At 72.2% G+C, this 25,389-nt stretch carries 22 protein-coding genes and 1 pseudogene; 12 read left to right on the forward strand and 11 right to left on the reverse strand.

From position 1 onward, the window contains the following. Positions 1 to 104 precede the first annotated feature (104 nt). The 4 genes from IA22_RS0110505 to otnK form a co-directional block, all read right to left on the reverse strand. Positions 105 to 1,823: an acyl-CoA dehydrogenase family protein gene (locus IA22_RS0110505; protein ID WP_014157811.1), complete on the reverse strand. Its 1,719-nt coding sequence runs from the start codon at positions 1,821 to 1,823 to the stop codon at positions 105 to 107. A gap of 47 nt (positions 1,824 to 1,870) precedes the next feature. After that, the gene (locus tag IA22_RS0110510) at positions 1,871 to 2,437 is read right to left on the reverse strand and encodes a PadR family transcriptional regulator (protein WP_014157810.1); all 567 of its coding nucleotides are present in this window, start codon (positions 2,435 to 2,437) and stop codon (positions 1,871 to 1,873) included. 106 nt (positions 2,438 to 2,543) lie between these two features. Then, positions 2,544 to 3,185, reverse strand: coding sequence for a class II aldolase/adducin family protein (locus IA22_RS0110515; protein WP_014157809.1), 642 nt, complete (start codon positions 3,183 to 3,185; stop codon positions 2,544 to 2,546). Next, a complete protein-coding gene (otnK, locus tag IA22_RS0110520; RefSeq protein ID WP_030123434.1) occupies positions 3,182 to 4,465 on the reverse strand; it encodes a 3-oxo-tetronate kinase in 1,284 nt (427 codons plus the stop codon). The genes IA22_RS0110515 and otnK overlap by 4 nt, the downstream gene beginning before the upstream one ends. A 214-nt stretch (positions 4,466 to 4,679) precedes the next feature. Between otnK and IA22_RS0110525 the strand changes: the two genes are divergently transcribed. The 3 genes from IA22_RS0110525 (at position 4,680) to IA22_RS0110535 (ending at position 8,328) form a co-directional block, all read left to right on the forward strand. After that, positions 4,680 to 6,092, forward strand: a complete 1,413-nt coding sequence (locus IA22_RS0110525) for a homoserine dehydrogenase (RefSeq protein ID WP_030123435.1) — start codon at positions 4,680 to 4,682, stop codon at positions 6,090 to 6,092. Further along, positions 6,092 to 7,450, forward strand: coding sequence for a GntT/GntP/DsdX family permease (locus tag IA22_RS0110530; protein WP_030123436.1), 1,359 nt, complete (start codon positions 6,092 to 6,094; stop codon positions 7,448 to 7,450). The genes IA22_RS0110525 and IA22_RS0110530 overlap by 1 nt, the downstream gene beginning before the upstream one ends. 86 nt (positions 7,451 to 7,536) lie before the next feature. Then, on the forward strand, positions 7,537 to 8,328 hold the full coding sequence (locus IA22_RS0110535; RefSeq protein WP_014157805.1) for a DeoR/GlpR family DNA-binding transcription regulator: 792 nt from the start codon (positions 7,537 to 7,539) through the stop codon (positions 8,326 to 8,328). A 51-nt stretch (positions 8,329 to 8,379) separates the two neighbouring features. On the opposite strand, the gene IA22_RS0110540 is transcribed toward IA22_RS0110535, so the two are convergent. From IA22_RS0110540 to IA22_RS0110560, 4 genes and pseudogenes are all read right to left on the reverse strand, one after another. Next, positions 8,380 to 9,309, reverse strand: a complete 930-nt coding sequence (locus IA22_RS0110540; RefSeq protein WP_030123437.1) for an oxidoreductase — start codon at positions 9,307 to 9,309, stop codon at positions 8,380 to 8,382. Between the two features lie 39 nt (positions 9,310 to 9,348). Continuing rightward, a pseudogene (locus IA22_RS0110545) lies at positions 9,349 to 9,672 on the reverse strand (MFS transporter); the annotation flags it as partial. Between the two features lie 237 nt (positions 9,673 to 9,909). Continuing rightward, positions 9,910 to 10,464 carry an NUDIX hydrolase gene (locus IA22_RS0110555; RefSeq protein WP_275658118.1) on the reverse strand — a complete coding sequence of 185 codons (555 nt, stop codon included), beginning with the start codon at positions 10,462 to 10,464 and terminating at the stop codon, positions 9,910 to 9,912. A 63-nt stretch (positions 10,465 to 10,527) separates the two neighbouring features. Then, positions 10,528 to 11,670 (reverse strand): PP2C family protein-serine/threonine phosphatase, encoded by a 1,143-nt coding sequence (locus IA22_RS0110560; RefSeq protein ID WP_015576027.1) that lies wholly within the window; start codon positions 11,668 to 11,670, stop codon positions 10,528 to 10,530. Positions 11,671 to 11,899: 229 nt separating this feature from the next. Between IA22_RS0110560 and IA22_RS37535 the strand changes: the two genes are divergently transcribed. The 4 genes from IA22_RS37535 to IA22_RS0110580 all read left to right on the forward strand — a co-directional run bounded on the left by IA22_RS37535 (position 11,900) and on the right by IA22_RS0110580 (position 16,747). Continuing rightward, a complete protein-coding gene (locus tag IA22_RS37535) occupies positions 11,900 to 12,586 on the forward strand; it encodes a DUF4232 domain-containing protein (protein WP_239987734.1) in 687 nt (228 codons plus the stop codon). 246 nt (positions 12,587 to 12,832) lie between these two features. Then, positions 12,833 to 14,446, forward strand: a complete 1,614-nt coding sequence (locus IA22_RS0110570) for an ABC-F family ATP-binding cassette domain-containing protein (protein ID WP_038272099.1) — start codon at positions 12,833 to 12,835, stop codon at positions 14,444 to 14,446. A 113-nt stretch (positions 14,447 to 14,559) separates the two neighbouring features. Beyond that, the gene (locus IA22_RS0110575; protein WP_081889787.1) at positions 14,560 to 15,579 is read left to right on the forward strand and encodes a bile acid:sodium symporter family protein; all 1,020 of its coding nucleotides are present in this window, start codon (positions 14,560 to 14,562) and stop codon (positions 15,577 to 15,579) included. Positions 15,580 to 15,811: 232 nt separating this feature from the next. Next, positions 15,812 to 16,747 (forward strand): SDR family oxidoreductase, encoded by a 936-nt coding sequence (locus tag IA22_RS0110580; protein WP_015576033.1) that lies wholly within the window; start codon positions 15,812 to 15,814, stop codon positions 16,745 to 16,747. Between the two features lie 58 nt (positions 16,748 to 16,805). Here IA22_RS0110580 and IA22_RS0110585 read toward each other — a convergent pair whose 3' ends face one another. Then, positions 16,806 to 17,024, reverse strand: coding sequence for an MbtH family protein (locus IA22_RS0110585; protein ID WP_014157798.1), 219 nt, complete (start codon positions 17,022 to 17,024; stop codon positions 16,806 to 16,808). 429 nt (positions 17,025 to 17,453) lie between these two features. Between IA22_RS0110585 and IA22_RS0110590 the strand changes: the two genes are divergently transcribed. Both IA22_RS0110590 and IA22_RS0110595 read left to right on the forward strand, forming a co-directional pair. Then, entirely contained in the window at positions 17,454 to 18,542 is a 1,089-nt protein-coding gene (locus tag IA22_RS0110590) for a tetratricopeptide repeat protein (RefSeq protein ID WP_030123446.1), read from the forward strand. Next, entirely contained in the window at positions 18,539 to 19,663 is a 1,125-nt protein-coding gene (locus tag IA22_RS0110595) for a polyprenyl synthetase family protein (RefSeq protein ID WP_030123447.1), read from the forward strand. Before IA22_RS0110590 ends, IA22_RS0110595 begins: the two co-directional genes overlap by 4 nt. An 80-nt stretch (positions 19,664 to 19,743) precedes the next feature. On the opposite strand, the gene IA22_RS0110600 is transcribed toward IA22_RS0110595, so the two are convergent. Next, a complete protein-coding gene (locus tag IA22_RS0110600; RefSeq protein ID WP_014157795.1) occupies positions 19,744 to 20,664 on the reverse strand; it encodes an AEC family transporter in 921 nt (306 codons plus the stop codon). 164 nt (positions 20,665 to 20,828) lie between these two features. Next, positions 20,829 to 21,884, reverse strand: coding sequence for a LacI family DNA-binding transcriptional regulator (locus IA22_RS0110605; protein ID WP_014157794.1), 1,056 nt, complete (start codon positions 21,882 to 21,884; stop codon positions 20,829 to 20,831). Between the two features lie 272 nt (positions 21,885 to 22,156). On the opposite strand from IA22_RS0110605, the gene IA22_RS0110610 reads away from it, so the two are divergent. From IA22_RS0110610 to IA22_RS0110620, 3 genes are read left to right on the forward strand one after another with little or no spacing between them, the layout of a single operon-like run. Then, a complete protein-coding gene (locus IA22_RS0110610; protein WP_030123448.1) occupies positions 22,157 to 23,527 on the forward strand; it encodes an extracellular solute-binding protein in 1,371 nt (456 codons plus the stop codon). Positions 23,528 to 23,549: 22 nt separating this feature from the next. Further along, the gene (locus IA22_RS0110615; RefSeq protein ID WP_030123449.1) at positions 23,550 to 24,482 is read left to right on the forward strand and encodes a carbohydrate ABC transporter permease; all 933 of its coding nucleotides are present in this window, start codon (positions 23,550 to 23,552) and stop codon (positions 24,480 to 24,482) included. 3 nt (positions 24,483 to 24,485) lie between these two features. Continuing rightward, a complete protein-coding gene (locus IA22_RS0110620; protein ID WP_030123450.1) occupies positions 24,486 to 25,385 on the forward strand; it encodes a carbohydrate ABC transporter permease in 900 nt (299 codons plus the stop codon). Positions 25,386 to 25,389: the final 4 nt, after the last annotated feature.

A 25,389-nucleotide genomic window follows, 5' to 3' on the forward strand; every position in this document is an offset into this window, starting at 1 on the left:
CACCTCCTCCTCCTGGCAGCCGGCCACTTCCGGCTGCCGGACCTTCCATATGCCCCGGCGAGCGCGGGCGATGCGGTCAGGCCCGGCCTGATACCCGGTCGGAGTCACAAAGCCATCTCGTACGCCCCCGAAAGCGCCTCGACGCGCTCCCAGACCCGCGCCGAGCGGGCCTCGTCCACGACGGGTCGGCGGATCGCCGCGACGGCCCAGTCCTGCTGCTCCCCACTGGCGGAGTCCTTGCCGTGCAGTTCGACGGCGTGCGCGGAGAAGTCGCGGACGAGCACGGAGAAGAGCTCGTCGAGCACGTCCTCGTCCAGGCCGGTGAGCCGGGCCTGTTCCAGGATCAGCTGTCCGTGGACGACCAAGGCGAAGAGCTGGCCGACGGACAGCAGGAAGTCGAGGTCACGGCTCTGCCGCTCGTCGGGCGCGATACGGGCCACGAAGTCGCACAGCGCGTCGGCCTGTTCCCGGAAGCGGGCGACGTTGGGCACCGCGGCGTACGCGTCGAAGGCCGGGCGCCAGTCGTGGAAGCGCACGGAGCCGAGGCCGCGTGCCGGTCCCTGACGGAAGAGGAACGCGTCGTCGGCGGCGTCCAGACGGGTCGCCACGGGCTCGTAGCCGGCGGGGTCCAGCAGGTGGTTGCGCATGAACTTCAGGATGAGGGCGAGGTTGACGTGGACGGTGCCCTCGAGCTTCGGCAGGCTGCGGATCTCCACGGCGGCCTGCGCGAAGTAGGTGTCCTTCTCGAAGCCCTTGGCGGCGACGACGTCCCACATCAGGTCGATGACCTTCTCGCCCTCCGTGGTCACCTTCATCTTCGTCATCGGGTTGAACAGCAGGTACCGGCGGTCGTCGGGTCCCGCCGAGCGGAAGTAGTCGACGGCGCGGTCGCTGAACAGCTTCATGCCGACGAGCCGCACGTAGGCGTCGGCGAGCTCGCGGCGCACGTGCGGGAAGGCGGTCACGGGGCGGCCGTAGAGGATGCGGTTGCGGGCGTGGGTGACGGCCTCGTACATCGCGTGCTCGCAGATGCCGATCGAGGCGGTGCAGAGGTTGAACTTGCCCACGTTGACCGTGTTGAGGGCGGCGTCGAAGGCGGCGCGTCCCGTGTGCAGGACGTCGTCGGGGCCGACCGGGTAGCCGTCGAGGCGGAACTCGCTGACGTACTTCGAGGAGTCGACGACGTTCTTCACCAGGTGGTAGGCGGGGTGGCGGCTGTCCGCGGCGAAGAAGACGTAGCCGTCGGGGCCTTCGACGTCCGTGCGGCGGCCGAAGACGGAGACGAGGCCCGCGGCGTTGCCGTTGCCTATGTAGTACTTGGATCCGGTGGCGAGGAAGCCGCCGTCGCCGTCCGGTGCCAGAAGCATGTCGGTGGAGTAGATGTCGGCACCGTGCGCCTTCTCCGACAGGCCGAAGGCGAACACCTCACCCTGGGAGAGCAGTTCGGCCGCACGGTCGCGGGCGGCGGCGTTGTCGCTCTGCCAGACCGGGCCGAGGCCGAGGATGGTCACCTGCCAGGCGTACCAGTAGTCGAGTCCGTAGAACCCGAAGATCTCGTTGAGCGCGGCGATGCGAGCGGTGTCCCAGCGTCCGTCCTCCCGGTCCGTGGCGGAGGCGGGGGTGAGGAAGGTGGCGAACAGGCCTTCCTTCGCGGAGAACTCGAGGAAGTCCCCCAGCCAGGCGCGGGACCGGTAGTCCTCGATGATCCGGCGCTTGCCGCGGCTCTCGAACCAGTCGATGGTGGCGCGCAGCAGCCTGCGGGTCTCGGTGTCGAAGTGTGCCGGGTCGTAGGTGAGCGGGTTGAAGATCAGCGGGTCGGCCATGGCGGTACGCCTTCCAGGGGTGTGCGGGCGGGAGGATGCGGGGCGGGTCAGCGGCGCGGGCCGGCCGCCCCGAGCCGATGGAGGGTGGCGAGTACGTCGTCGAGCCAGGCGACGGTCATGCGCTCGTACGCGATGCCGCCGCGCAGCACGACGTGCTGGAGCTCCTGACCGGCGTCGAGCGGCGCCGGGGCGTCCGGTCCGGTGAAGTCCCGGAGCTCCCCGGTCAGATAGTGCGCGAGCCGGTCGCTGTGCACCCGGTGGTGCCGCTCGACCTCGTCGAGCAGTGCGGCCGGGTCGTCGAAGGCCGCGCCTCGGATCTTCACGGCGAGGTCGTGGCGGAGGCTTTCCGGTTCGATCGGTTCGTGCAGCCAGCCGGAGAGCGCGGCACGGCCGGGGCCGGCGACGGAGTACTCCTTCTTGTCGGGCCTCCGCTCCTGCGGGACGTCGCGGACGTCGAGGAGGCCGTCGCCCTCCATGCGCTTGAGGACGCGATAGATCTGCTGGTGGGTGGCGGTCCAGAAGTATCCGATGGACCGCTCGAACCGCCGGGCCAGTTCATAGCCTGAGCCCGGCTGCTCCAGCAGGGAGACGAGGATCGCGTGTTCGAGCGCCATGCCTCGATCGTTCTATGCAACTGGTTGCACAGCAAGCGGCGGCGGGCGGGTGAGACGCTCCTCACCCGCCCGCCGCCCGCCGCCCGCCGCGGCGCCTCGCAGTGCCTCAGTGCTCGCCCCACGGCGAGTCGTACGTCCTCGCGAGCGCGTCCGCCTCCGCCGGAGTCAGAAGCCGCGGGGACCGCTCCCCCAGAGACAGGAGCAGGGCCGACACCTCTTCCAGTTCCACCGCCGCGTCGACGGCGCGGGCCATCGTGGGGCCGGCGAGGACGGGGCCGTGGTTCTGGAGGAGTGCCGCACGGAGCGGGAAGGGCAGCAGGGCCAGGGCCTCGGCCTGGTCCGCGTCGCCGGGCGGGGCGTACGGGATGAGGGGGGTCTGCCCCACCCGCATCACGAAGTACGGAGTCAGCGGTGGCACGGCACTCCGGGCGGACCACGGCGGGAGACAGGACACCGCGGTGGCGTTCCGGGCGTGCAGATGGACGACGGCGCGGGTGGCGTCGTCCCGCCGGTAGAAGGCGCCGTGCAAGGGGAACTCCTTCGACGGACGCGGCCCGTCGAGGTGGGTGCCGTCGAGAGCGAGCACGCTGAGCCCGTCGGGGTCGACCTCGGCGAGGTCGGCGCCGGTGGGGGTGATGAGGACACGGTCGTCGATCCGGACGCTCAGGTTGCCGGAGGAACCCGGGCTGAGCCCGAGGGCCGCCAGCCGGGCGCCGGCCGCGGCGAGTTCGGTGCGGGGGTCGCTCATGCCAGCGCGCTCCAGGCTTCCGTGAAGATGTCGGTGTCACCGAAGTTGCCCGACTTCAGGGCGAGGTCCACGGTGTGGTCCCGGCCGTGGGCCCGGCCTTCGGCACGTGCCCAGGTGACGCCGGGGGCGATGGGCGCGCCGATGGACAGGGTGCGGACCCCGAGGGCGGTGACGACGGCGCCGGAGGTCTCGCCCCCGGCGACGAGGATGCGCCGCGCGCCTGCCGCGACCAGCGCGGTGGCACAGGCGGCGAGGGCCCGTTCGACGAGTTCCGAGGCGGCGGGGCCGCCACCGGGAGCCGTCCGTTCGACGTCGCCGAGGTCGTCCACGGAGTGGAGGAGGGGCGGCTTGCCCGGCTCGTCCTCCCAGGACCGGCGTACGTAGGCGACGAGCCGGGCGACCTCGCCGGTGAAGTCGGCGCGCAGGGCGGGGATGTCGAGCTTGCGGTGCGGCAGGCGGGCACGCGCGTGCGCGACCTGGGCCCTGGTCGCCGACGAGGCGCTGCCGGAGAGGACGACGCCGGGGTCTCCCGGCCGGGACGCGGGCGTGGCGCGGGCAGCATCGGGGTGAGGGCCGGTGAGCCCGAGGGCGAGGCCCGCCGCACCGGTGACGAGGGCGAGGTGGGTGGTGGCCGCGCAGACGGTCACCAGGTCCTCGTCGGTCACGGCGTCCACGACCACGAGGGAGTCGGCAAGCTCGGGGGCGCCGAGCGCGGCGCGCAGGGTGTCGCCGCCCTGCCGGACGGTGTCGAGGCCGACGAGACGGACCGGGTGACGGGTCTGCGGGGTGAGCAGCCGGCCGAGGTGGGAGTCACGCATCGGGGTGAGCGGGTGGTGCCGCATCGGGCTCTCGTCGAGGAGTTCGTCGTGGACGAAGAGACGGCCCTTGTAGACGGTGCGGCCGGTGGCGGGGAACGCGGGCACGACCACCGTGCGGCGTTCGCCCAGCTCCTCGAGGAGTGCGTCGGTGACCGGCCCGATGTTGCCGGCGGGGGTGGAGTCGAAGGTGGAGCAGTACTTGAAGTAGAACCGCTCGCAGCCGGCCCGGCGCAGGGCGCGCAGGGCCGCGAGTGACGTGCCGACGGCCTCGTCCACGGGCGCGGTGCGCGACTTGAGGGCCACCACGACCGCGTCCGCGTCACGCACGGCCGCTCCCTCCGGGCCCTCGGAGAGGGACTCCGGGCCCACGGTGACCACGGTCCGGTGGCCCCGGGCGACGAGCATGGTGGCGAGATCGGTTGCTCCGGTGAAGTCGTCGGCGATGGCCCCGAGGGTCGGCATCGGACCTCCTTGCGTCGGTGTGCGGTGCCGGGTGAAGTCCCCGGCAGCTGAGTGTGCCTGCGTGTCCGTGTGTGAAAAAATGTTAACAGACTTTACGCAGACGATATCTGCTGGTACATCTTGTTAACACGCTCCCGTGTGGTGCTCGTGCCGTCGCCGAGACCGCGTCAGCCGGAGCCGTAGAACCGAGCCGTGCGCCCGTCTAGGAGAGCCAATGAATCTGCATCACCTGTTCGCCGGAACCGGCGACCGGACCGTGCGCTACGCACTGTCCGGAGCCGGCGGCGGCTTCGCCCGGACCCTGCTGGCGCAGACCCCGCGCATCGGTCGTCTGGCCCCTGCCGTCCTGTGCGACCGTGACGTGGAGCGGCTGCGCGGCATGCTCGTCGAGCTCGGCTACCCGGCGGACCACCTGGCCGTCTGCGCGGACGTCGCCGAGGTCGCGCGCGCCGCGGAGCAGGGGCACGTCGCCCTGGTGGCGGACGGCGCACTGCTGCCCGCGGCCCCCTGGGACATCCTGGTGGAGGCGACAGGAAGCCCTGCCGACGGCTACGCGATGGCTCGCGAGGCGCTGACGGGCGGACGCCACGTCGCCATGGTCAGCAAGGAGGTCGACTCCGTCGCCGGGCTGCACCTCGCGGATCTGGCCCGCGACAACGGCGTCGTCTACACCACGGCCGACGGCGATCAGCCCGCCAACCTCATCGCCCTAGTGACCTGGGCGGAGCTGCTGGGCCTGGACATCGTGGCGATCGGCAAGTCCAGCGAGTACGACCTCGTGTTCGATCCCGAGACCGGCTCCGTGACCCAGCTCGACACCACCGTCCCCGCTCCGGAACTGGCCGGGCTGCTCGGCCTCGGCTCCGACGTACGCGCCACGCTCGCCGCCCGTGCGGCCGCGGTGAGCGCTCTGCCCACCGGCGCCACCGCGGACTACTGCGAGATGGCGGTGGTCGCGACCGGCACCGGCTTCCGGCCGGACGTCGAGCGCCTGCACTACCCGGTCGCCCGGATCGCCGAGCTGGCCGACGTCTACTCCCTGCGCGAGGACGGCGGCGTACTGCACCGCTCCGGTGCCGTCGACGTGTTCAGCGCGCTGCGGCTGCCCGACGAGGCCTCGTTCGCCGGGGGCGTCTTCGTCGTCGTGCGGACCGGTGACCCGGTCACCTGGGAGACGCTGCGCGGCAAGGGCCACGTGGTCAGCAGGGACGGCCGTTACGCGGCGGTCTACCTGCCGTACCACCTCATGGGGGTCGAGACCCCGGTCTCGCTGCTGTCCGCGGTGCTCCACGGCCGGCCCTCCGGCGGCACCGACCCACAGGCCCACGCCGTGCTCGCGGGACGGGCCGAGCGCGACCTGCCCGCCGGCACCGTGCTGGACATGGGCGGCCACCACCACGACGTCACCGGCGTCCAGGCCGTGCTGCTGCGTGACGAGGACGCTCCCGCGGACACGGCCCCGCTGTACCTTGCCGCGCACGCGACGCTCGGACGTGACGTACCGGCCGGCGCCCTGATCACCCTCGGCGACCTCGCCGACCCGGACGCGGACCTGCTCCACGCCTGGACGTCCGGGCGTGGATCGCGCGCCACCGGCACCACTGACGCCCCCCACGCGAGCCGATGATGAGTACCGACCTCCAGAACCTCCTGCTGGGCGCCGCCGCGGTCGTCGTCCTGATCCTGCTGATCACCAAGGCCAAGCTGCACCCGTTCATGGCACTGGCGCTCTCCGCGCTCGGTCTGGGACTCGCGGCGGGCCTGGGTCCGGGCGACACCGTCGAGCACTTCCAGGACGGTTTCGGCGACGCGCTGAAGAGCACCGGTCCCACCATCGGGCTGGGCACCATACTCGGCGGCATCCTGCTGGGCTCCGGCGGAGCCGACCGGATCGCCACCGTCTTCATCGGGGCCCGCCCGGTCAAGTGGATCCCCACGGCCATCACGGCCGCGGCCCTGCTCATCGGGATGCCTCACCTCTTCGACGTCAGCTTCGTGATGCTCGTGCCGCTGGTGTACGCCGTCGCCAAGCGCACCGGTACGCATCTGCTGTACGTGGGACTGCCGCTGGCCGCCGGCCTCTACATCTCGCACGGCCTGCTCCCGCCGCACCCCTCCCCCACCCTGGCCGTCTCGGCGTACGGGGCGAACACCGGCCTGACCATTCTCTACGGTCTGATCATCGGCATCCCGATCGCCGTGATCAGCGGTCCGCTGCTCACGAAGTTCGCCTCTCGGTGGTTCGGTCCGGCCCCGGACCTGGACAAGGGCCCCATCCCCGAGTCGAGCCCCGAACCGGAGAACCGCAAGCGGCCCGCCTCCTTCACGCTCGCCCTGATCACGGTGCTGCTGCCGCCCGTCCTGATGCTGATCGGGACCGTCGGCACCGCGAACACCGCGGAGGGCTCCCTGCCCTACGCGATCTTCGAGGCGTGCGACTCCTCGGTCATGTCGCTGCTCGCCGCGGTCATCTTCGCCTTCTTCGCCCTGGGACTGCGCTCCGGCTTCGGCCTGGGCCAGCTCCAGAAGATGGCGGGCAAGGGTCTCGGGCCGGTCGGCGGGATCGTGCTGATCCTGGGCGCCGGCGGCGGTCTGAAGGCGATGCTCACCGCCACCGGGATCGACAAGCTGATCTCCGACTACGCGGTGGACTGGTCGGTCCCCCCGCTGCTGCTCGCCTGGCTGGTCGCCGCGCTGCTGCGTATCTGCCTCGGCTCCGCGACGGTGGCCACCGCCGCCGCCACCGGCATCGTCGCCCCGCTGATCGGTGCCTACCCGGGCCTCTCCCCGGAACTGCTGGTGCTGGCGACGGCGTCGGGCGCGGTGATGCTCTCGCACGTCAACGACTCCGGGTTCTGGCTGTTCAAGGAGTACTACCAGCTCTCGGTCGCCCAGACGTTCCGCACCTGGACGCTCATGCTGTCCCTGCAGTCGCTGCTCAGCCTCGGCGGAGTACTCCTGCTGAGCACGTTCGTCGGGTCCTGAACGCCGTGCCCTGTTGGGACGGCCCGGGCCCGGACGGCACAATCGAGCAGCGGCCGCGGTGGCCGCGCGAGGAAAGGTAAGAAGCAGTGGCCGACGAAGAGCAGTTGCCCCTGATCCCCGATCAACGGCGCGAGCTCCTGTTGAAGCACCTGCGGCGCGACGGGGTACTCAGCGTGCAGCAGATCACCCAGCTCTTCGGCGTCTCCCACATGACCGTCCGCCGCGACATCGCCGAACTGGAGCGCCGCGGACTGGTGTTCTCGGTGCCCGGCGGGGCCCGGATCGCCAGTCATCTCCGGAGCGAGCCCAGCTTCCAGGCCAAGTCGCTGATAGAGCAGCCGGAGAAGGAGGCCATGGCCGGGGTCGCCGCCGGGCTGGTCCAGGAGGGCATGACGGTCTACCTCGACGCGGGCACGACGCTGCTGGCCATGGTGCCGCTGCTCGCACGCCACGAGTCGCTGACGGTCGTCACCAACGACTTCACGACCGTCGACCGCCTGATGGGCTCGTCGCACCTCGACGTCATACACATCGGCGGGCAGGTGGACCCGTCCAACCGGTCGAGTGTGGGCCGGCTCGCGGCCACCACACTGCGTCAGCTCGCCCTCGACATCGCCTTCATCAGCACCAGCTCCTGGGATCTGCTGCGCGGGGTGACCACCCCGTCGGCGGCGAAGGTGGAGGTCAAGCAGGCGGCGATGGAGTGCACGGGGTCGAGTGTGCTGGTCGCGGGCTCGTCGAAGTACGGGACGTTCGGCAAGTTCCGGGTCGCGCCGCTCGGCGCGTTCGACACCATCGTCACCGACCACGGCCTCGCGGAGGCCGCCGCCGAGGGGCTGCGCGCGGGGGGCGCGGACCTGCGGCTGGCAGTCGTCTGAGCCCGCCGGCGCCGCCCCGCTCCTCCGAGGGGGAGCGGGGCGGCGCCGCGTTCAGATGGCGTCGGCCGGCGTCCCGGTGAGGCGCGCCGATTCGTCCCACAGCCTCCGGGCCGTGTCCATGTCCTGGGCGCGTGCGGACATGCGCGCGGGTCCGGGGCCGCCCCTCGTGCCTCCCAGCAGCCGGGGTCCGTAGTAGCTTCCGCCGAGCGCCGTGGGCAGGGTGGCCGCGTACAGCGTGGGCAGGGCACCGGCGGACGCGGGCTGCGTGTAGACGCGGGTGGCCCGTTCCAGCTTCGCCGCCCAGGTACGCCCGGCCAGCCGGGGACCCGCCTGTCCCAGCTCCGTCGCGGACAGGCCCGGATGGGCGGCCAGCGCGAGCACCGGCCTCCCCGCCTCGTCGGCCCGGCGCTGGAGCTCCGCGGTGAAGAGCAGATTGGCGAGCTTGGACTGGGCGTAGGCACGCCACTTGTCGTAACCCCGCGCGGCGTCGAGGTTGCCGAAGTCGATGCGGCCGATGCGGTGAGCCAGCGACGACACCGTCACCACCCTGGACATGCCGCCCGTCCCGAGGAGGGGCAGCAGGTGGTGGGTGAGGGCGAAGTGGCCGAGGTGGTTGGTCCCGAACTGCATCTCGAACCCGTCGGCCGTACGCAGCAGGGGCAGGGCCATCACTCCCGCGTTGTTGACCAGGAGATCGAGACTCCCGTCGGTCTCCTTCGCGATGTGCCCCGCCGCCTCGGCGACGGACGACAGGTCGGCCAGGTCGAGGCCGACGAGCCGGGTGTCCGATCCCGGTGCGGCGCGCCGGACCGCCTGAAGCGCCCGCGCGCCGCGCTCGGGATCACGGCAGGCGAGGATCGTCCGGGCCCCGGAACGGGCCAGGACGAGCGCGGTCACGGCGCCGATCCCGCTGTTGGCCCCGGTGACCACCGCGGTGGTGCCGGAGAGGTCGGGCATGTCGTCGAACGTCCATGAGTGCATACGTCCCGCCTCCCCCGCGAGCGGGCCCGCACACGTCTTTCAGCCACCGTCTCCTCGGGTGACCGGCGCCTCTCCCCCGGGTGTCCGGACGGGCGCGTCCCCGGTCACCCGGGTCCCCGGATGCCGGAGGGCGCACAGGTACGCGATGCCGAGCGCGAGGGCCATCCCGTAGAAGACCCACTGGTTCGCCTCGGCGAAATCCAGCCTGATCGCGTCCATCGAGTCCCGCATCAGCGTGGCGGTCCGGCCGTCCCCGGCCGGCTCCTTCGCGTCCGCGTTCCCCGTGACCGCCTCCGCGACGGACCGGGCGGCCTCGTTCGCCGGGCCCGCCGGTACGCCCTTGGACCTGAGGGTCTCCACGACCCGGCGACGTGAGGCCGAGTTCGTCGATGATGCTCGGAGCGGCGATGGCGACGATCGTCTGGTCGATGAAGGTCATCGACACGGCGAAGAGCATCGCGGCCAGGGACAGTGTCTGGTGGGCGGCCCCCTGTCCGGCCGGCGGGTCTGGGTCGGGGACCCCCGTGGTCGGCATGGTCCGAGTGTCGGCGGCGCGGGGGCACCCCGCACGTCAGGCCCGGCCCGCCGGACGGCGGTACCTCAGGCCTTCCTGACGAGCAGTCCCGCCGCGACGAGCCCCGCCAGGCCGACGTCCGTGTCGGTGTACTCGCCGCTGAGGAGGTGGTCCACGTAGGCGTCCCGCGCGAGGGTGAACGGCTCGACGAACTCCTCCGCGTCGGGGGTGGGTTCGGCGACCTTGCGGCAGTCCCGTGCCACCACCGCGTACCGCTCGTGGGTCGCGTAGGACGCCAGGTAGGTCTTCAGGACCACCTCGGCCGTCCCCGCCCGGTACCCCGTCTCCTCCAGGAGCTCCCTCGCCGCCGCGCGCAGCACGTCCTCGCCTGGCTCGATCATGCCGCCGGGCAGTTCCGCCAGCACCTTGCCGGGGCCGGGGCGGTACTGGCGCACGAGGATGCCCCGGCCCTCCTCGGTGAAGGCGACGAGGGCGACCGTCGGCGAGCCCTGCAGGATGTCCCAGTCCGACTCCTTGCCGTCGGGCTGCAGGTAGGTGCGGCACCGGACGGTGAGGTACCCGGCGGCTTCCGGACGCTCGCTCTTCAGCGTCCACGTCATCGCTTCACGACTTCCCGTCATGAACCGCATCATGTCCCGCCTTGGGCATGGCAAACGGGTGGGAACGGGCGTGCGGGCCCGCCGTCAGCCCGGGGACGCGGCCGGCGCGGTCCCCCCGTCCCGCAGGACGGGGCCGGACCCGGCAGGCGCGCGGTGGAGGGCCAGCACGGCCTGGTCGTCCTGGGGCCGTCCACCGACGTGACGGCGGACGTCGTGGATCAGCATGTCCAGGAGCTGCCCCGGCGAGAGACGGCCGCCCCGCGCGCGCCTGACGAACACGAGCGGCAGGCGGGCGACCGGATCGTAGAAACGTCCGGTGGCGTCGCGGGACTCGGTGATGCCGTCGGTGTAGCAGAGGAGCGTCGAGCCGGCCGGGAAGGGGAAGCTGTCGACCGGGGAGGACCAGGCGCCCAGGTCGCTCATCCCGAGCGGTGGTGCCTCCTCGGACGCTTCGAGGAGCGTGGCCCGGCCCTGCGCGTCCATGAGGACCGGGGGCGGGTGGCCGCGGTTGACCAGGCGCACGGTCTCCAGGTCCTGGGAGAACTCGGCGATCAGGGCCGTCGTGAAGCCCTCCTCCTGCTGCTGGCCGCCACGCCGGCCGCCCTCACGCAGCAGGGCGCGCTCCAGACGGTTCACCAGCTGGGGAAGGTCCTCGGACTCGTCGGCCGCGTACCGGAACGCGCCGAGGTCGGCACTGACGGCACTGACGGCCCCGAGGCCCTTCCCCCGTACGTCGCCGACCATGACCCGGATCCCGTACGGGGTGCTCTGCACCACGTACAGGTCCCCGCCGATCAGGGCCTCGCTCTCGGCGGGCACGTACCGCGCCTCGATGTGCAGGTCCCCCAGACGGGACGGAGGTCTCGGCAGTACGGCCCGCTGGGCGACGGCCGCGACGTGCCGAGCGCGCCGGGCACTGTCGTCCTGTCGGCGCAGTGTGCGGTGGATGAGGACGGCGAGCGCGGTGAGGGCCGCCAGGGTGAGCTGGTTGGCGATGCCCGCGCGCCAGCCGAAGGTGCCGTCGACCCGTGCGAGGAAGGCGTGGACGATCATCGAGACGAGGCCGGTCACGATGATCCCGCGGACCCCGAGGAGGGGTGCGGCGGCGACGGGCGCCGCCATCAGGAGCGGCGCGGATGTCACGTCGTGCGGGGTGACCAGGTCGACCACCACGGCCAGCACGATGAGGCCTACGGGGATCCACCGGGTTCTCAGCAGTTGCGACACCCCACCACGCTGCCCGCCGGCGCCGTCCTCCGCATCTCCGGGCCCCACCGCCCTCCGGCACACATGGCGGGGCTCCTGACGGGCACGAGTCCTCCGAGGGCGCGTGACGGGCCGGTCGTCCACCCCGTGCGATGATCTTCGGTCCGGCACGCCACCTCGCGGAACGATCGCGTGTATTGCACATGGAAGTGCTCGTACGGAGCAGCCGGTCCTCGTCCCGGGGGAACTCATGCGCCTTCAGAAGACCTACGTCGCCTTCGCCACGGCCGCGACGGCAGCCCTGACGCTCACCGCCTGCGGTGGCAGTGGCAGCGGTGACGGAACCGACGCGGCGGCATCCGCTCCCGCATCGGCATCGGCGCCCTCGTCGCCGGGTGCGTCCACCACGGACAGCTCGGGCGGTCCCCCGGCCACCGTCGGCCCGGGTTCCTCCACCGGGCCCGCGGCCACGGAAGGATCCGGCGGAGGGGAGGTGCGGGCACCGGCCTCCGCGACCTCGCCCGCCGCCGGGGCGCCGTACGGCGACATCTGCCGGACGGCGGACCTCTCCTTCAGCAGTTCGGGCGGGATGGCGGAGGGCGAGGTGCTGATCAACCTGAAGAACACCGGATCCTCGTCCTGCTCGATGCACGGTTTCCCCGGCCTCGACCTCGAGAGCGAGCAGGGGACCGTGAGTGCCGGGCGCAGCAGCGGCCGGACGATCCCGACGGTCGCTCTGGCCCCCGGGGAGGGCACCAACTTCTCCCTGCACTTCCCGCCGGACACCGGGGGCGGCTCGGGTGTCACCTTCACCTCGGCGATGGTGACACCGCCGGACGAGACCCACGCGCACCGCGTGCCCCTCGCCGTCGGCATCCCCGCGGACACAGGCTCCGGTTCCCGCATCACGGTGGATCCGGTCGGCTCGGGCAAGTAGCGGTGACACACCCTCAGGGCCTTCTCACGGGCGGCTGCTAGGGTCGCTCCGGACCTTGACCCCTCGACGAGGAGACCGGACATGGCGGGAGACGACGACATCTCCGGGTGACACCCGGACGTGTGAGCGGCCGACGGCGGATGCGACAGCACCCCTTTGCCGTCAGGCCCCTGTGTCGTTCCCCTTCACCGTGCCCGCCCGGGGCGGACGTCCGTCCGCCCCCCCCTGTCACGCGAGGTCCTGCCTGTGTCCGACGTACCCACTGCCCTGCTCGCACGCGACATCGTCCGGTCCTTCGGTACCGGCCGGGTCGTCGACGGCTTCTCCCTGACGGCGTCCCCCGGCCGTCGCATCGGACTGATCGGGGAGAACGGGGCCGGCAAGTCGACGGTGCTGCGCCTCCTGGCCGGTGCCGACCAACCGGACTCGGGCAGCATCACCCGGCCCGCCGATGTGGGCTACCTGCACCAGGAGATGCCCTTCGACGCGGCGGCCACGATCGCCGACGTGCTGGACGGCGCGCTGAGCGAGGTCCGGGAGGGGCTCGCCGAGCTCGAACGGCTCTCGGTGCGGCTGGCGCGCACCGAGGAGGAGGACCCCGGCCGTGCCGCGCTGCTCGACGCCTACGCCCGACGGCTCGAGCACGCCCAGGACGAGGAGGCGTGGGACGCCGACCGCCGGGCCGGGAGGGTGCTGGAGGGCCTGGGCCTCGGCGGGATCCCGCAGGACCGCACGCTCGGCTCCCTGTCCGGCGGCCAGCGCGGGCGGCTGGCCCTGGCCTCCCTGCTGGTCCGGCGGCCCTCGGCCCTGTTGCTGGACGAGCCGACCAACCACCTGGACGACACCGCTGCCGCGTTCCTGGAGGCGCAGGTGTGCGCTCTGCCCGGGGCGATCGTCCTGGCGAGCCACGACCGGGCGTTCCTCGACGCGGTGTGCACGGATCTGGTCGACCTCGACCCGGCGGCCGAAGGGCCGGTGCGGTACGGCGGCGACTACACCGCCTACCAGGCCGAGAAGCGCGCCGAACGGCAGCGCTGGGAACGCCGCTACGCCGAGGAGCAGGAGGAACGGGAAGCCCTGCACCGGTCGGCCGGCACGACCGCGCACCGGGTCGCTCCGGACCGCGGGCCCCGGGACAACGAGAAGATGGGCTACGGGGTCCGGGCGGGGCGCGTGCAGAGCCAGATCTCACGCCGGGTGCGCAACGCCTCCCGGAGGCTGGACGAACTGGAACGGCACCGGATCCCCGAACCGCCCCGGCCGTTGCGCTTCCGCCGCACCTCGCTCACCGGGCCGACCGCGGACGGGACGCTCGTCTCCCTCCGTGACGTGCGGGTGCCGGGGCGCCTCACCCTCGACCGCCTCGACGTGTCGGCGACCGAGCGTCTTCTCGTGACGGGTGACAACGGGGCGGGGAAGTCGACGCTGCTGGCCGTGCTCGCCGGCCGGCTCGCCGCGGACGGCGGCGTACGGCGCAAGGGCGGCCTCTCCGTCGGGCTGCTGACCCAGGACACCGTGTTCGAGCGGCCGGACCGCACGGTCCGGGACACCTACACGCAGACGCTCGGCGGTGAGCGCGCGGAAGCCGTGCCACTGAGTTCGCTGGGCCTGCTGAGCGAGGCGGACCTGGGCCGGCCGGTCGGCCACCTGTCCGTGGGCCAGCGCCGCCGCCTCGCGCTGGCCCTCCTGGTGGCGCATCCGCCCGAGTTGCTGTTGCTCGACGAGCCCACGAATCATCTGTCGCCCGCCCTGTGCGACGAGTTGGAGGCCGCCATGGGCGCGGGGCCCGGAGCCATCGTGGTGGCGGGTCACGACCGCTGGCTGCGGAGGCGGTGGCAGGGGCGTGAGCTACGCCTGTGACGCCGGCCGGAGGGTGATGCCGAGAGGCCGCGCGACAGACGAATCCTGGACAATCTGTCCGTATGTCGAGACGGGTTTGCAGAGGCCCCTGCCTGCGGCGTCTGATCGCGCCTGTGCAAAAGGAACAGATAACCCCTGATCAACCGGTGTCCGACGACAAGGCGGCGCGGCGCGCCGTCACGGTGTTCCCCGTGCTCGTACTCGTGGCGGGCGTCGCCGGTCTCGTCACTCCCGGCACGTTCGACGGCTGGACGGGATCCGTTCCGTACCTGCTGGGCATCGTCATGTTCTGCATGGGCCTGACGATGACCCCGGTCGACTTCAGGGGCGTGGCCAAACGCCCGTGGGCCGTGGCCATCGGACTGGTCGCGCACTACGTGATCATGCCGGGACTCGGCTGGGCCATCGCCCATCTGCTGGGGCTGCCGCCGCAACTGGCGGCCGGACTCATCCTGGTCGGCTGTGCGCCGAGCGGCACGGCGTCGAACGTCGTGACGTTCCTGGCCCGCGGTGACGTCGCCCTGTCGGTGTCCGTGGCAACCGTCTCGACACTGGTGGCTCCCCTGGTGACGCCGCCGCTCACGCTGCTGCTCGCGGGCGCGTACCTGCCGGTGGACGCCGGGTCGATGATCACGGACATCCTCAAGACCGTCCTGCTTCCGGTCCTCGGCGGTCTGGTCGTGCGGCTGGTCGCGGGCAAGCTGGTCGACCGGGCGCTGGGCCTCATGCCCTGGCTCTCGTCGGTGGCCGTCGCCGCGATCGTCTGCGCGGTCGTGGCGGGAAGCGCCGGTGCGATCAAGTCGGCGGCCGTGACCGTGCTGATCGCCGTCGTGCTGCACAACGGCCTCGGACTCGCGCTCGGATACGGCGCGGGCAAGATCTCGGGGCTCGGCCGGCCGGCCAGCCGCGCCATGGCCTTCGAGGTCGGTATGCAGAACTCCGGGCTGGCCGCCTCGCTGGCCACCGCGCACTTCAGCCCGCTGGCGGCGCTGCCGGCCGCGGTGTTCTCCGTGTGGCACAACATCTCGGGCGCCCTGGTCGCCGCCTGGATGTCCCACCGGTCGCGGCGCGAGGAGCCGGCGCCTCCGGTCGCCGGACCCGCGCCGAGGACCGCGGTCACCGAGGAAGCCTGACGGGCGGACCGCACCTGTCGGCGGGAGCCCTCCGTCCCACCCGCCACCGCGGGCGGGACGGAGGGCTCCCGCGTGCGGCCCCCGGGGCGACCGCTTCCGCCACGTCCGCCGGGCGGGCGGGACCGTGCGGGAAAGTACGACACAAGATGTCTTCTTTCGGGTCGAGCATGGTGCCGGAGAGCGGTGCCGGTGAAGGCATCGACCAGGACACGCGCACGGACAAGGGAACTCCATGGAACTCACGCCCGACAGCTCGGCACCGGACCTCAGCGGAAAGATCGCGCTCGTCGCGGGGGCCACACGGGGAGCCGGGCGCGGCATCGCCGTCCAGCTGGGCACGGCAGGCGCCACGGTCTACGTCACGGGCCGGACGACACGCCAGCGGCGCTCGGAGTACGACCGGCCCGAGACTATCGAGGAGACGGCCGAGCTCGTGACGGCGGCCGGCGGAACCGGCATCGCGGTGCCGACGGACCACCTGGTGCCGGAGCAGGTCCGCGCCCTGGCCGAACGCATCGACAGGGAGCAGGGCCGGCTCGACGTACTGGTCAACGACGTCTGGGGCGGTGAGCGGCTGTTCGCGTTCGACAAGCCGGTCTGGGAGCACGACCTCGACGACGGGCTGCGGCTCCTCAGGCTGGGCGTGGAGACCCACGCGATCACCAGCCACTTCGTGCTCCCGCTGTTGGTACGGCGGCCGGGCGGGCTGGTGGTCGAGATGACCGACGGGACGTCCGCGTACAACAGCACGCACTACCGCAACTCGTACTTCTACGACCTGGTCAAGAACAGCGTGCTGCGTACGGCGTTCGTGCTCGCACACGAGCTGGAGCCGCACGGCGGCACGGCGGTGGCGCTCACCCCGGGCTGGATGCGGTCGGAGATGATGCTCGACGCGTTCGGAGTCACCGAGGACAACTGGCGCGACGCGCAGGCCGCGGTGCCGCACTTCTGCATCTCGGAGAGCCCGGCGTACGTCGGACGCGCGGTCGCGGCGCTGGCCGGCGACGCCGATGTCGCGCGCCGGAACGGCCGGTCCCTCTCCAGCGGTCAGCTCGCCCAGGAGTACGGCTTCACGGACCTGGACGGCTCACGTCCGGACTGCTGGCGCTACCTGGTCGAGGTCGAGGGCGCGGGCAGGCCGGCCGACCCGGCCGGGTACCGGTGACCGCGCTGCTCCCGGGGCGGGGCGTCGGACCACGTGCGCGGTCCGACGCCCCGGCCGCTCAGGCGGGGTCGGCGGCCGTGCTCCCGATCAGGCTCTTGGGCCGCAGGTCCGTCCAGTTCCGCTCCACGTGGTCGAGGCAGGCCTGGCGCGTGTCCTCCTGGTGGGTGACGGTCCAGCCGGCGGGCACGTCGGCGAAGGCGGGCCACAGCGAGTGCTGCCCCTCGTCGTTGACGAGCACCAGATAGGTGCCGTTCTCGTCCTCGAAGGGATTACTCACCGGTGCTCCTCGACTTAGGTAAGGCTATCTTGACTTCGCTTGGTCACCATACCCGGATCGCGCCTCGTCGGCGTATGGAACGCCGTGAATTTCCCCGCGGCTGACTCGCGTCCACAGGACGGGCGTGCGTCGGGGCCGAGGCCTGCGTCCCCGACGCGGTACGCGTGGTGACGTCGCGTCAGCAGGCGTGCCAGGCCGCCTCCACCACCCGGAGGACGCCCCGTGTGCCGGGGCTCCGGGCCCCGCCCGTGTCCATCCCGCTGACTACGCGGGCCGTGCCCCGTGGCACTCAGGTAGGACCCAGGACCCATAAAGAGAGGGATTCGTGGAACCCCCGCCCGCCCCTACCGTCTTGATCAAGGGCGGCTGCCGACAGGAGTCGCCCCTGACGGTGTCGAAGACAGGCGAGACAGTGAGCGGGTGGCGCGGGTGGATCAGCGGAAACGGCCGACGGACAAGGCGTTCGCTCCCGAATACCAGGGAGCACTCGGCTCGTTGTCGGTGAACTCCTCCCTCACCGACGTGCTGGCGAAGGGGGTCGAGGAACTGCGGGCCGCCGAGCAGGCCGGGGAGCGGCGGGAGATGGCGCGCTGCGGGCTCGCCGTGGCGGAGGCGTGCAGGCGCCTGGGGCGGGTGACGGAGGCCGACTCCGCCTGGAAGGCGAGTTACCGCGCGGCACGTTCGGTCGACGACGTCGGGGCGATGGCCTGGGCGCTGTGGAGCGGCGGGACACTCGCCCGCCAGCGGGGCTCGCTGGCACTGGCCTACCGGCTGCTGCGGCTCGCGGCCGACCTCGGCGAACGCGGGGGCGACGTGGTGGTGCGCGGTTACTCGCTCGCCGGTCTCGCGGAGACGGGGCGCATCCAGGGCGACTACCAGGCGGTCGGCGAACTGCACGAGCAGCTGCTCGCCGAGGCCCGCAGGCGCGGCGAGGCGCGGCACACCGTGTGGGCGCTGGAAGGCATAGCCCAGATGCACCGCAACACCGGCTCGTACGACAGGGCGCTCGCCCTCTTCGAGGAGGCGGCGGCGACCGCGGGCCGGGCCGACGACCGGCGCGGCCGGGCCTGGGCACTGCGCGGCATCGCCGACGTGGTCTCCGTACGCGACGGCGATGTGGAGCGTGCGCTGTCGCTGCTCACGGAGGCGGAATCCCTCTGCCGTGGGATGAAGCTGTCCAGCGCTCTGGCGTACAACCACAAGATGCGCGGCAACGTCCACTACCGGGCGGGGCAGTACGCGCAGGCGCGTGACACCTACGCGCAGGCACTCGCGGAATTCCAGGAGATGAACGAGCCGAGGGGCACCGCGCTGTCACGGCTGGGGCTCGCCAAGGCGCTGGCGCGGCTCGGGCGCAACCCGGCGGAGACCGTCGTGGAACTGGCGGAACTGCGCCGGGACCTGGACCGAATAGGGCTGCGGCACGCGCGGGACATGGTCGACAAGGCGACGGCCGAGCTGGGGGTGGGCCCACTGCCCGACGTCGGGAACCCCGCGGAGCGGGCAGTGACGCGATGACCTCCCGGACGACCGTGCGCACCGGTCTCCCGTCCGGCCTCGCGGCTCACGGCAAGGCGACACCCCCGGGCACCGGCTCGCGGGAGAGCGCGGACGGCGCCCACCGCGTACTCGCCCGCTGCCGTGACCTGGTGCGCCCCTCCTTGGCCGCGGCGATCGGGCGGCTCCATCCGTGGCAGGGCGAGATGGCCGCGTTCTCGCTGGGCTGGTGCGAGGTCGGCGGGGCACCCTCCGACGGCTCACGCGAGGGCAAGGGCGTCCGCCAGGCCCTCGCCGTGCTGTGCGCCGAGGCCGCGGGGGCTCCCCCGGACAGCGCGGTGGCCGCGGCGGTGGCCGTGGAACTGGTCCACACGTTCTCGCTGCTGCACGACGACATCATGGACGGGGACGGGACCCGTCGGCAGAGGGAGACCGTCTGGAAGGCGTACGGCACCGGTCCCGCGGTGCTGGCGGGCGACGCGCTCCTCGCCCTGGCCGTGCAGACCCTCGCCGAGGCACCGGGTCCGCTCACCGCCGTGGCCGTGGGGCGCCTGTCCGAGACGCTGAGCGGTCTCGCCCGCGGCCAGGCGGAGGACCTGCTTCTCGCCGCTCGCCCCTGGACGGGGCCCGGTGCGGTGCGGACCGATGAGTACCGTGCCATGGCGGAGCTCAAGACGGGCACGCTGCTGGGCTGCGCGGCGGCGCTCGGCGGACTCCTGGGCGGGGCCCCCGAGCCCGTCGTGGCGGCGCTGGACCGGGCCGGGCGGCACCTCGGAGTGGCCTTCCAGGCCGTCGACGACCTGCTGGGCATCTGGGGCGATCCGGCGGTCACCGGCAAACCCGTGCACAGCGACCTGCGGGAGCGCAAGAAGACCTACCCCGTGCTCGCCGCCCTCGGTCGTGACGATCGCCGCTCGGCGGAGCTCGCCGGAATCCTGGACTCCCCGGTGCCGCTGGACGAGGCCGGCGCCCTGCGCGCGGCCGCGCTCGTCGAGGCGTGCGGGGGCCGTGACGCCACCCTGGAGGAAGCGCGTCACCATCTGGACGCCGCCCGCGTCTGCCTGCGGAGTGCGTCCCTCGCCCCGCGCGCGGCGGGCGAGATCGAGGTGCTGCTCGGATTCCTGCTCCGCCGCAGGATGTGACCGTGCCGGCATCAGGCGAATCGGCGGCTGTCGCGGGCGTGGGCGCCGGCACCGGCGGCGGGGTGAGGTGCGCGTATGTGCTACCCGAGGAGGGCGGCCACGGTGATCAGGGCCGGGACCGAACCCAGGGTGGACAGCAGTATGGACTCCCGGGCCAGTTGCTCGGCGACGCGGTACTGCGAGGCGTAGGTGTAGAGGTTCTGCGCGGCGGGCAGCGCCGAGGTCACGACCACGTCGAGGAGCGCCGCCCCGTGCAGGTGGAAGACGCCGGCGCCGATGCCCCAGGCGACGACCGGCTGGAACGCCGTCTTGAGGACGGCGGACAGGACGATGGCGGGACGGTTCTCGCCGCGGGCGGGGACGCCGCTGCCGCGCAGCGAGATCCCGAAGGCCAGCAGGACGGCGGGGACCGACATGTTGCCGATGAGGGTGAGGGGTTCGAGGGCGGGTGCCGGGACGGTCCACCCGGTGGCGGCGACGGCGACGCCCGACAGCGAGCCGAGGGCCATCGGGTTGCGCAGAGGCGTCGTCAGGCGCCGCAGGAGGGAGCGGGGCTCGCCCGGCCGGCTCAGGTCGAGGACGGTCAGGGCGAGGGGGGTGACGACGATCTGCTGGAACAGCAGGACGGGGGCGACGAGCGAGGCGTCACCCAGCACGTAGACGGCGATCGGGATCCCGAGGTTGCCGGCGTTGACGTAGCTGGAGCACAGTGCGCCGATGGTGAGTTGCCCCGGGCCCCAGCCCCGCAGAAGTCCCACGGCGACGAAGACGGCGGCTGCGGCCGCCGTCGCGGCCGCGGTGACCAGGAGCCGCTGCGAGAAGATGACCGACAGGTCGGCCCGCGCCAGGGTGGTGAAGAGCAGTGCGGGCGTCGCCACGTTGAAGGCGAGCCGGGTCAGGACCGTTCTGCCGTCCTCACCCAGGTGCCCTCGCCGTCCGAGGACGTAACCGACGCCGATGACGACGGCGATCACCGCGAATCCGGTGAGAACTCCCTGCATGGACTTCCTCGCTGAGCTACCCGACCACCGGGTCGGGCAGGGGCCTCGGCGCTCCCGCCCCCTTCATCGGTGCTGGTCAACGGCTTGGGCATGGGGAGTCTAACGGGACGGGGGGCAGGGACGGAGGTGCGGGGTCAAAGGGCCGCGCCGCGTCCGGCACGCGGTCATCCGCCCCCGGGTCCCTCCGTGCTCTCACGCAGCACCAGCCGGTGGGAGACCACACGGTCCTGGGGTGACTGGACGCCGCCGGACCCGGCACCGGACGCCTCCGGGCCCTGCGCCGCTTCCTCGATGCGCCGGTGGAGGAGCTCGACGGCGACGCGGGCGACCGCCGCCTTGTCGGGTGCCACCGTGCTCAGCGTCGGCACGCTGAAGCGGCCCCCCTCCACATCGTCGAAGCCGATCACCGCCACGTCCTCGGGGACGCGGAGGCCGGATTCGTACAGGGTTCGCAACGCTCCGAGGGCGAGCTGGTCGTTGAGGCAGAGCAGTGCGTCGGGCCGCTCTCCGGCGCGCAGGACCCCGGCCACCGCGCGGGCGCCGTCGGGCATCCTGAAGTCGCCCACGGGCAGCAGGGCTTCCGGGCGGTGGGGGATTCCCGCCTGGGCCAGGGCGGCCAGGTATCCACGGGTGCGCGCCTCCGCGGTCCCGAGGCCCGGCGCCTCGACGCCACCGACCGCGAGGATGTTGCGCCGCCCGAGACCGATCAGATGCTCCGTGGCCTCACGCGCCGCCTTCTCGTTGTCGATGGCCACGTGATCGGCACCCTCCTCCAGGAGCTCCCCGAGCAGCACGGTCGGGGGAGCCCCCGCCCGGTCGCTGACGTCGTCCGCCGTGAGGGCGAGCGGGCTGAGGATGATCCCGTCGACGAAGTCCGAGCCGAACCCCGCCAGCGCGGCCAGTTCGTGCTCGCGGTCCGCCCCGCTCTGGTGGATGAGCACCGTGAGGGAGAGCCGCTCCGCCTCACGGATGACGTGCCGGGCGAGCTCGGCGAAGTACGGCACGTCGAGCTCGGGTACCACGAGGGCGATGATGCCCGTCCGGCCCTTCCGCAGGTGACGCCCCGCCAGGTTCACCCGGTAGCCGAGGTGGTCGATGGCCTCGCGGACCACGCGCCGGGTCCGTTCGGAGACATGGACGTAGTCGTTGATCACGTTGGACACCGTCTTCTCCGACACCCCCGCGTGCCGTGCGACGTCCTTGATCCTGGGCCGTGCCACGCCCAACCTCCCTGGCCTCGAGCGATGCCGAGTCTATGTCCCGGCGCGACGGCGGTGGACGGAGGCTCCCGGCCGGGTTCGCGGCCGGCGCTCCGGCTCTCGTCCAGCAGTACCGCCCGAACTCTTTACAGCGAATGTACATCGATGTAAAAAAAGGTGGCCGCACTGTTTCAGCCAGCGCGGCCCACCCACCTGCCGTGTGCGGTGGACCCGCCCGTGCCGGCGGTCCACCGCCGATCCGGCATGAGCGTCCGGCCGTCGAAAGGTCCGCGATGAGTTCTTCGTCCCATCCCCGTGAGGTGCCGGCGGTGCCCGGCCCCGGCCCGGCCCCCGGCATCGGGCGCCGTCGGCTGCTGCGTTACGGAGCGGCCGGTGCGAGCGCGCTGCTCGCCACGGGTTCCCTGACCGGCTGCTCCTCGCGGGCCTCCGCCTCCGACGCCTCGGCACTGAACGTGTGGGACCTGTTCCAGGGCGGTGACGGCATGCTGATGGACGACATGATCCGGGCCGTCTCCAAGGGGTCCGACGGCTTCGACGTCGATCGCACGATCCTGGACTGGGGACCGTCGTACTACACGAAGCTCGCCATGTCGGCCGCCGGCGGACGGGCCTCCGACGTGGCGGTCCTGCATCTGTCACGGCTCGCCGGGTACGCCCCGGGCGGGCTGCTGGACCCGTTCGACCTCGATCTCCTCGCCGAGTTCGGCGTCACCGAGAAGCACTTCACGCCGGCCGTCTGGGCGCGTACGAAGCACGAAGGGGTCGTCTACGCCATCCCCCTGGACGTCCACCCGTTCATCGTGTTCTACGACCGGGACGCCGCGGACCGGGCCGGTCTCCTCGACACCGAGGGCGAACTCGCCCCCATGGGCTCACCGAAGGCCATGCTGGAAGCGGGCAAGGCGCTGGCGGAGGTGACGGGCAAGTCCGGCATCCTCTTCGGCCACGTCACCGACACGGCCCAGAACTGGCGGCAGTTCGCCGCACTCTACGCGCAGACCGGCGCCGCCTTCACCCTGCCGGACGGCGGGCCCGCCGAGATCGACACCGACGCCGCGGTGCAGGTCGTGTCGTTCATGCAGCAGCTCTTCGACGGCCGGACGAATCCCAACAACCTCGACTACAACAGTGCCCTCGCCGGGTTCCTGGGCGGTCGCGGCGGCATGGCCATGCTGGGCGAGTGGGAGCTTCCGACGCTTCGGAAGTCCGGGATACCGCTCGGGGCCGCACCCTTCCCCCAGGTGTTCGGCAAGCCGGCCGTCTACACCGACTCCCACAGCTACGTCCTGCCGCACCAGAGCAGCCCCGACCCGGCCCGCCGCAGGCAGGCGCACCGCTACGTCGCGGAGATCCTCAAGCAGAGCCTGACCTGGGCGAGCGCGGGGCACATCCCCGCCTACCAGCCCGTGCTCGCCGAACCGGCGTACGCGAAGCTCGACCCCCAGTCCTCCTACGCCGACGCGGGGAAGGTCGCGGTGCTCGACCCGCCGAACTGGTTCGCCGGCGCCGCCTCGAACTTCCAGAACCGCATGTGCCAGCCGCTCCAGTCGGCACTGCTGGGCAACACCTCCGCCGAGAAGGCGGTACGCCAGATGGTCCGCGAGGCGAACACGCTGCTGCGGCAGCCCAATCCGGTGGCCTGACCGAGCAGAAGGAGTAACCGACGTGACCACCACCACGCCCGTCGGGGCGCCCGCCCCGACCGGCGAACGGCCCCCCGTCGTGTCCCCCCGGCGCAGGACCGGCCGCCGCGGACCGGGCCCGCTCTTCGTCCTGCCCTTCGCGGTCCCCTTCGTCCTGTTCCTCGTGTGGCCCGTGCTCCAGGGCATCTGGATGAGCTTCACCGACAGTTCGCTCGCGCTGCGCGACACGTCCTTCGTCGGTCTCGACAACTACGCCGAGGCCTTCGGCGACCCGGACGTGTGGAGCAGTCTCGGCAACACCGTCCTCTTCACCGCGGCCTCCAGCGTCCCCCTGGTGCTGGTCGCACTCGCCATGGCGCTCCTGGTGCACAGCGGGCTCGCCGGGCAGTGGGTGTGGCGCCTGTCCTTCTTCGTGCCCTACCTGCTGCCGGTGACGGTGGTGACCCTCATCTGGACCTGGCTCTACCAGCCGGACGTCGGCCTCGGCAACGAACTGCTCGGGGCGCTCGGCCTCGAACCGGTCGGCTGGCTGTCCGACGAGTCCGTCGCGATGTGGTCGGTCGCCGCACTCACGGTCTGGTGGACGGTCGGCTTCAACTTCCTGCTCTACCTCGCCGCACTGCAGTCCCTGCCCACGGTCTTCGACGAGGCGGCGGCGCTCGACGGCGCGGGTGCCTGGCGCCGTCTGTGGTCCGTGACCCTTCCGCAGCTGCGCAGGACCACCGTCCTGGTCGCCATGCTCCAGATCCTCGCGTCGCTGAAGGTGTTCGACCAGATCTACATCCTCACCAAGGGCGGCCCGAACGGTTCGACCCGTCCGATCCTCGAGTACGTCTACGACGTCGGGTTCACCGGGTACCGGCTGGGCTACGCCTCCGCCGTGTCCTACGTCTTCTTCGCCCTCGTCATCGTCGTCTCGCTCGCGCAGCTCCGCCTCTTCCGCCAGGAGGACTGACCGATGTCCACCACCGCAAGCCCCGTGCGTGCCCGCCGTCTCCCGCCCCGGGAACGGCCCGGCGCCCCCATGCTCCTCGGCCACGGCCGGCTGCCGCGCGTCCTGGCCGGCACCGCACTCGTCGTCCTGGCGGCCGTCTGGCTCCTGCCGCTCGTCTGGGCGGTGGCCACCTCCGTACAGAGCGAGCAGGACGTCGCCAAGCCGGGCCTGTCCCCCTTCAAGGGCGCCTTCACCCTGGACGCCTACCAGCAGATACTCGAACGCGGGAACGTCACCGTCTGGGCGGCCAACAGCTTCCTCGTGGCCGGCCTGGTCACCCTGATCACCGTCGCGGTATCCACGCTGGCGGCCTACGGCTTCTCGCGGGGCGGCTTCCGCGGCCGTCGCCTCCTGCTCACCGTCACCGTCGCCGCGGTCATGGTCCCGCCGCAGCTCCTCGTCGTGCCGCTGTTCGAGCAGATGCTGATGTTCGACCTGGTCGACACCTACGCGGCGATGATCCTGCCCCAAGTGGTCGCGCCCATGATGGTGTTCATCCTGAAGAGGTTCTTCGACGGCGTCCCCCGGGAGCTGGAGGACGCCGCCCGGCTCGACGGCGCGTCCGAGGTCAGGGTCTTCCTGTCCGTCGTGCTGCCGCTGTCCAGGCCGATCGTGGCAGCCGTGTCGATCTTCGTGTTCATCGGCGCGTGGAACAACTTCATGTGGCCGTTCATCGTCACCAACGACCCCGGCCTGATGACGCTCCCCGTCGGACTCGCCACCGTCAAGGACGCCTTCGGCATCCAGTACGCCCAGGCCATGGCCTCGGCCCTGCTGGCGGCGCTCCCGCTGGTCGTGGTGTTCCTGCTCTTCCAGCGCCGCATCGTGAGCTCGGTGGCCACCACCGGCCTCGGCGGCGCCTGACCCG

The sequence above is a fragment of the Kitasatospora papulosa genome (assembly GCF_000717245.1).
GTDB classification, from domain to species: domain Bacteria; phylum Actinomycetota; class Actinomycetes; order Streptomycetales; family Streptomycetaceae; genus Streptomyces; species Streptomyces papulosus.

What these genes read in the sequence shown, in the direction of transcription:
- IA22_RS37535 (WP_239987734.1), top strand. Translation starts at nt 11,900, where the DNA reads ATGCGCCTTCAGAAGACCTACGTCGCCTTCGCCACGGCCGCGACGGCA.
- IA22_RS0110610 (WP_030123448.1), top strand. Translation starts at nt 22,157, where the DNA reads ATGAGTTCTTCGTCCCATCCCCGTGAGGTGCCGGCGGTGCCCGGCCCC.
- IA22_RS0110505 (WP_014157811.1), bottom strand. Translation starts at nt 1,823, where the DNA reads ATGGCCGACCCGCTGATCTTCAACCCGCTCACCTACGACCCGGCACAC.
- IA22_RS0110595 (WP_030123447.1), top strand. Translation starts at nt 18,539, where the DNA reads ATGACCTCCCGGACGACCGTGCGCACCGGTCTCCCGTCCGGCCTCGCG.
- IA22_RS0110540 (WP_030123437.1), bottom strand. Translation starts at nt 9,309, where the DNA reads ATGCACTCATGGACGTTCGACGACATGCCCGACCTCTCCGGCACCACC.
- IA22_RS0110600 (WP_014157795.1), bottom strand. Translation starts at nt 20,664, where the DNA reads ATGCAGGGAGTTCTCACCGGATTCGCGGTGATCGCCGTCGTCATCGGC.
- IA22_RS0110530 (WP_030123436.1), top strand. Translation starts at nt 6,092, where the DNA reads ATGAGTACCGACCTCCAGAACCTCCTGCTGGGCGCCGCCGCGGTCGTC.
- IA22_RS0110510 (WP_014157810.1), bottom strand. Translation starts at nt 2,437, where the DNA reads ATGGCGCTCGAACACGCGATCCTCGTCTCCCTGCTGGAGCAGCCGGGC.
- IA22_RS0110555 (WP_275658118.1), bottom strand. Translation starts at nt 10,464, where the DNA reads ATGACGGGAAGTCGTGAAGCGATGACGTGGACGCTGAAGAGCGAGCGT.
- IA22_RS0110525 (WP_030123435.1), top strand. Translation starts at nt 4,680, where the DNA reads ATGAATCTGCATCACCTGTTCGCCGGAACCGGCGACCGGACCGTGCGC.
- otnK (WP_030123434.1), bottom strand. Translation starts at nt 4,465, where the DNA reads ATGCCGACCCTCGGGGCCATCGCCGACGACTTCACCGGAGCAACCGAT.
- IA22_RS0110515 (WP_014157809.1), bottom strand. Translation starts at nt 3,185, where the DNA reads ATGAGCGACCCCCGCACCGAACTCGCCGCGGCCGGCGCCCGGCTGGCG.
- IA22_RS0110580 (WP_015576033.1), top strand. Translation starts at nt 15,812, where the DNA reads ATGGAACTCACGCCCGACAGCTCGGCACCGGACCTCAGCGGAAAGATC.
- IA22_RS0110620 (WP_030123450.1), top strand. Translation starts at nt 24,486, where the DNA reads ATGTCCACCACCGCAAGCCCCGTGCGTGCCCGCCGTCTCCCGCCCCGG.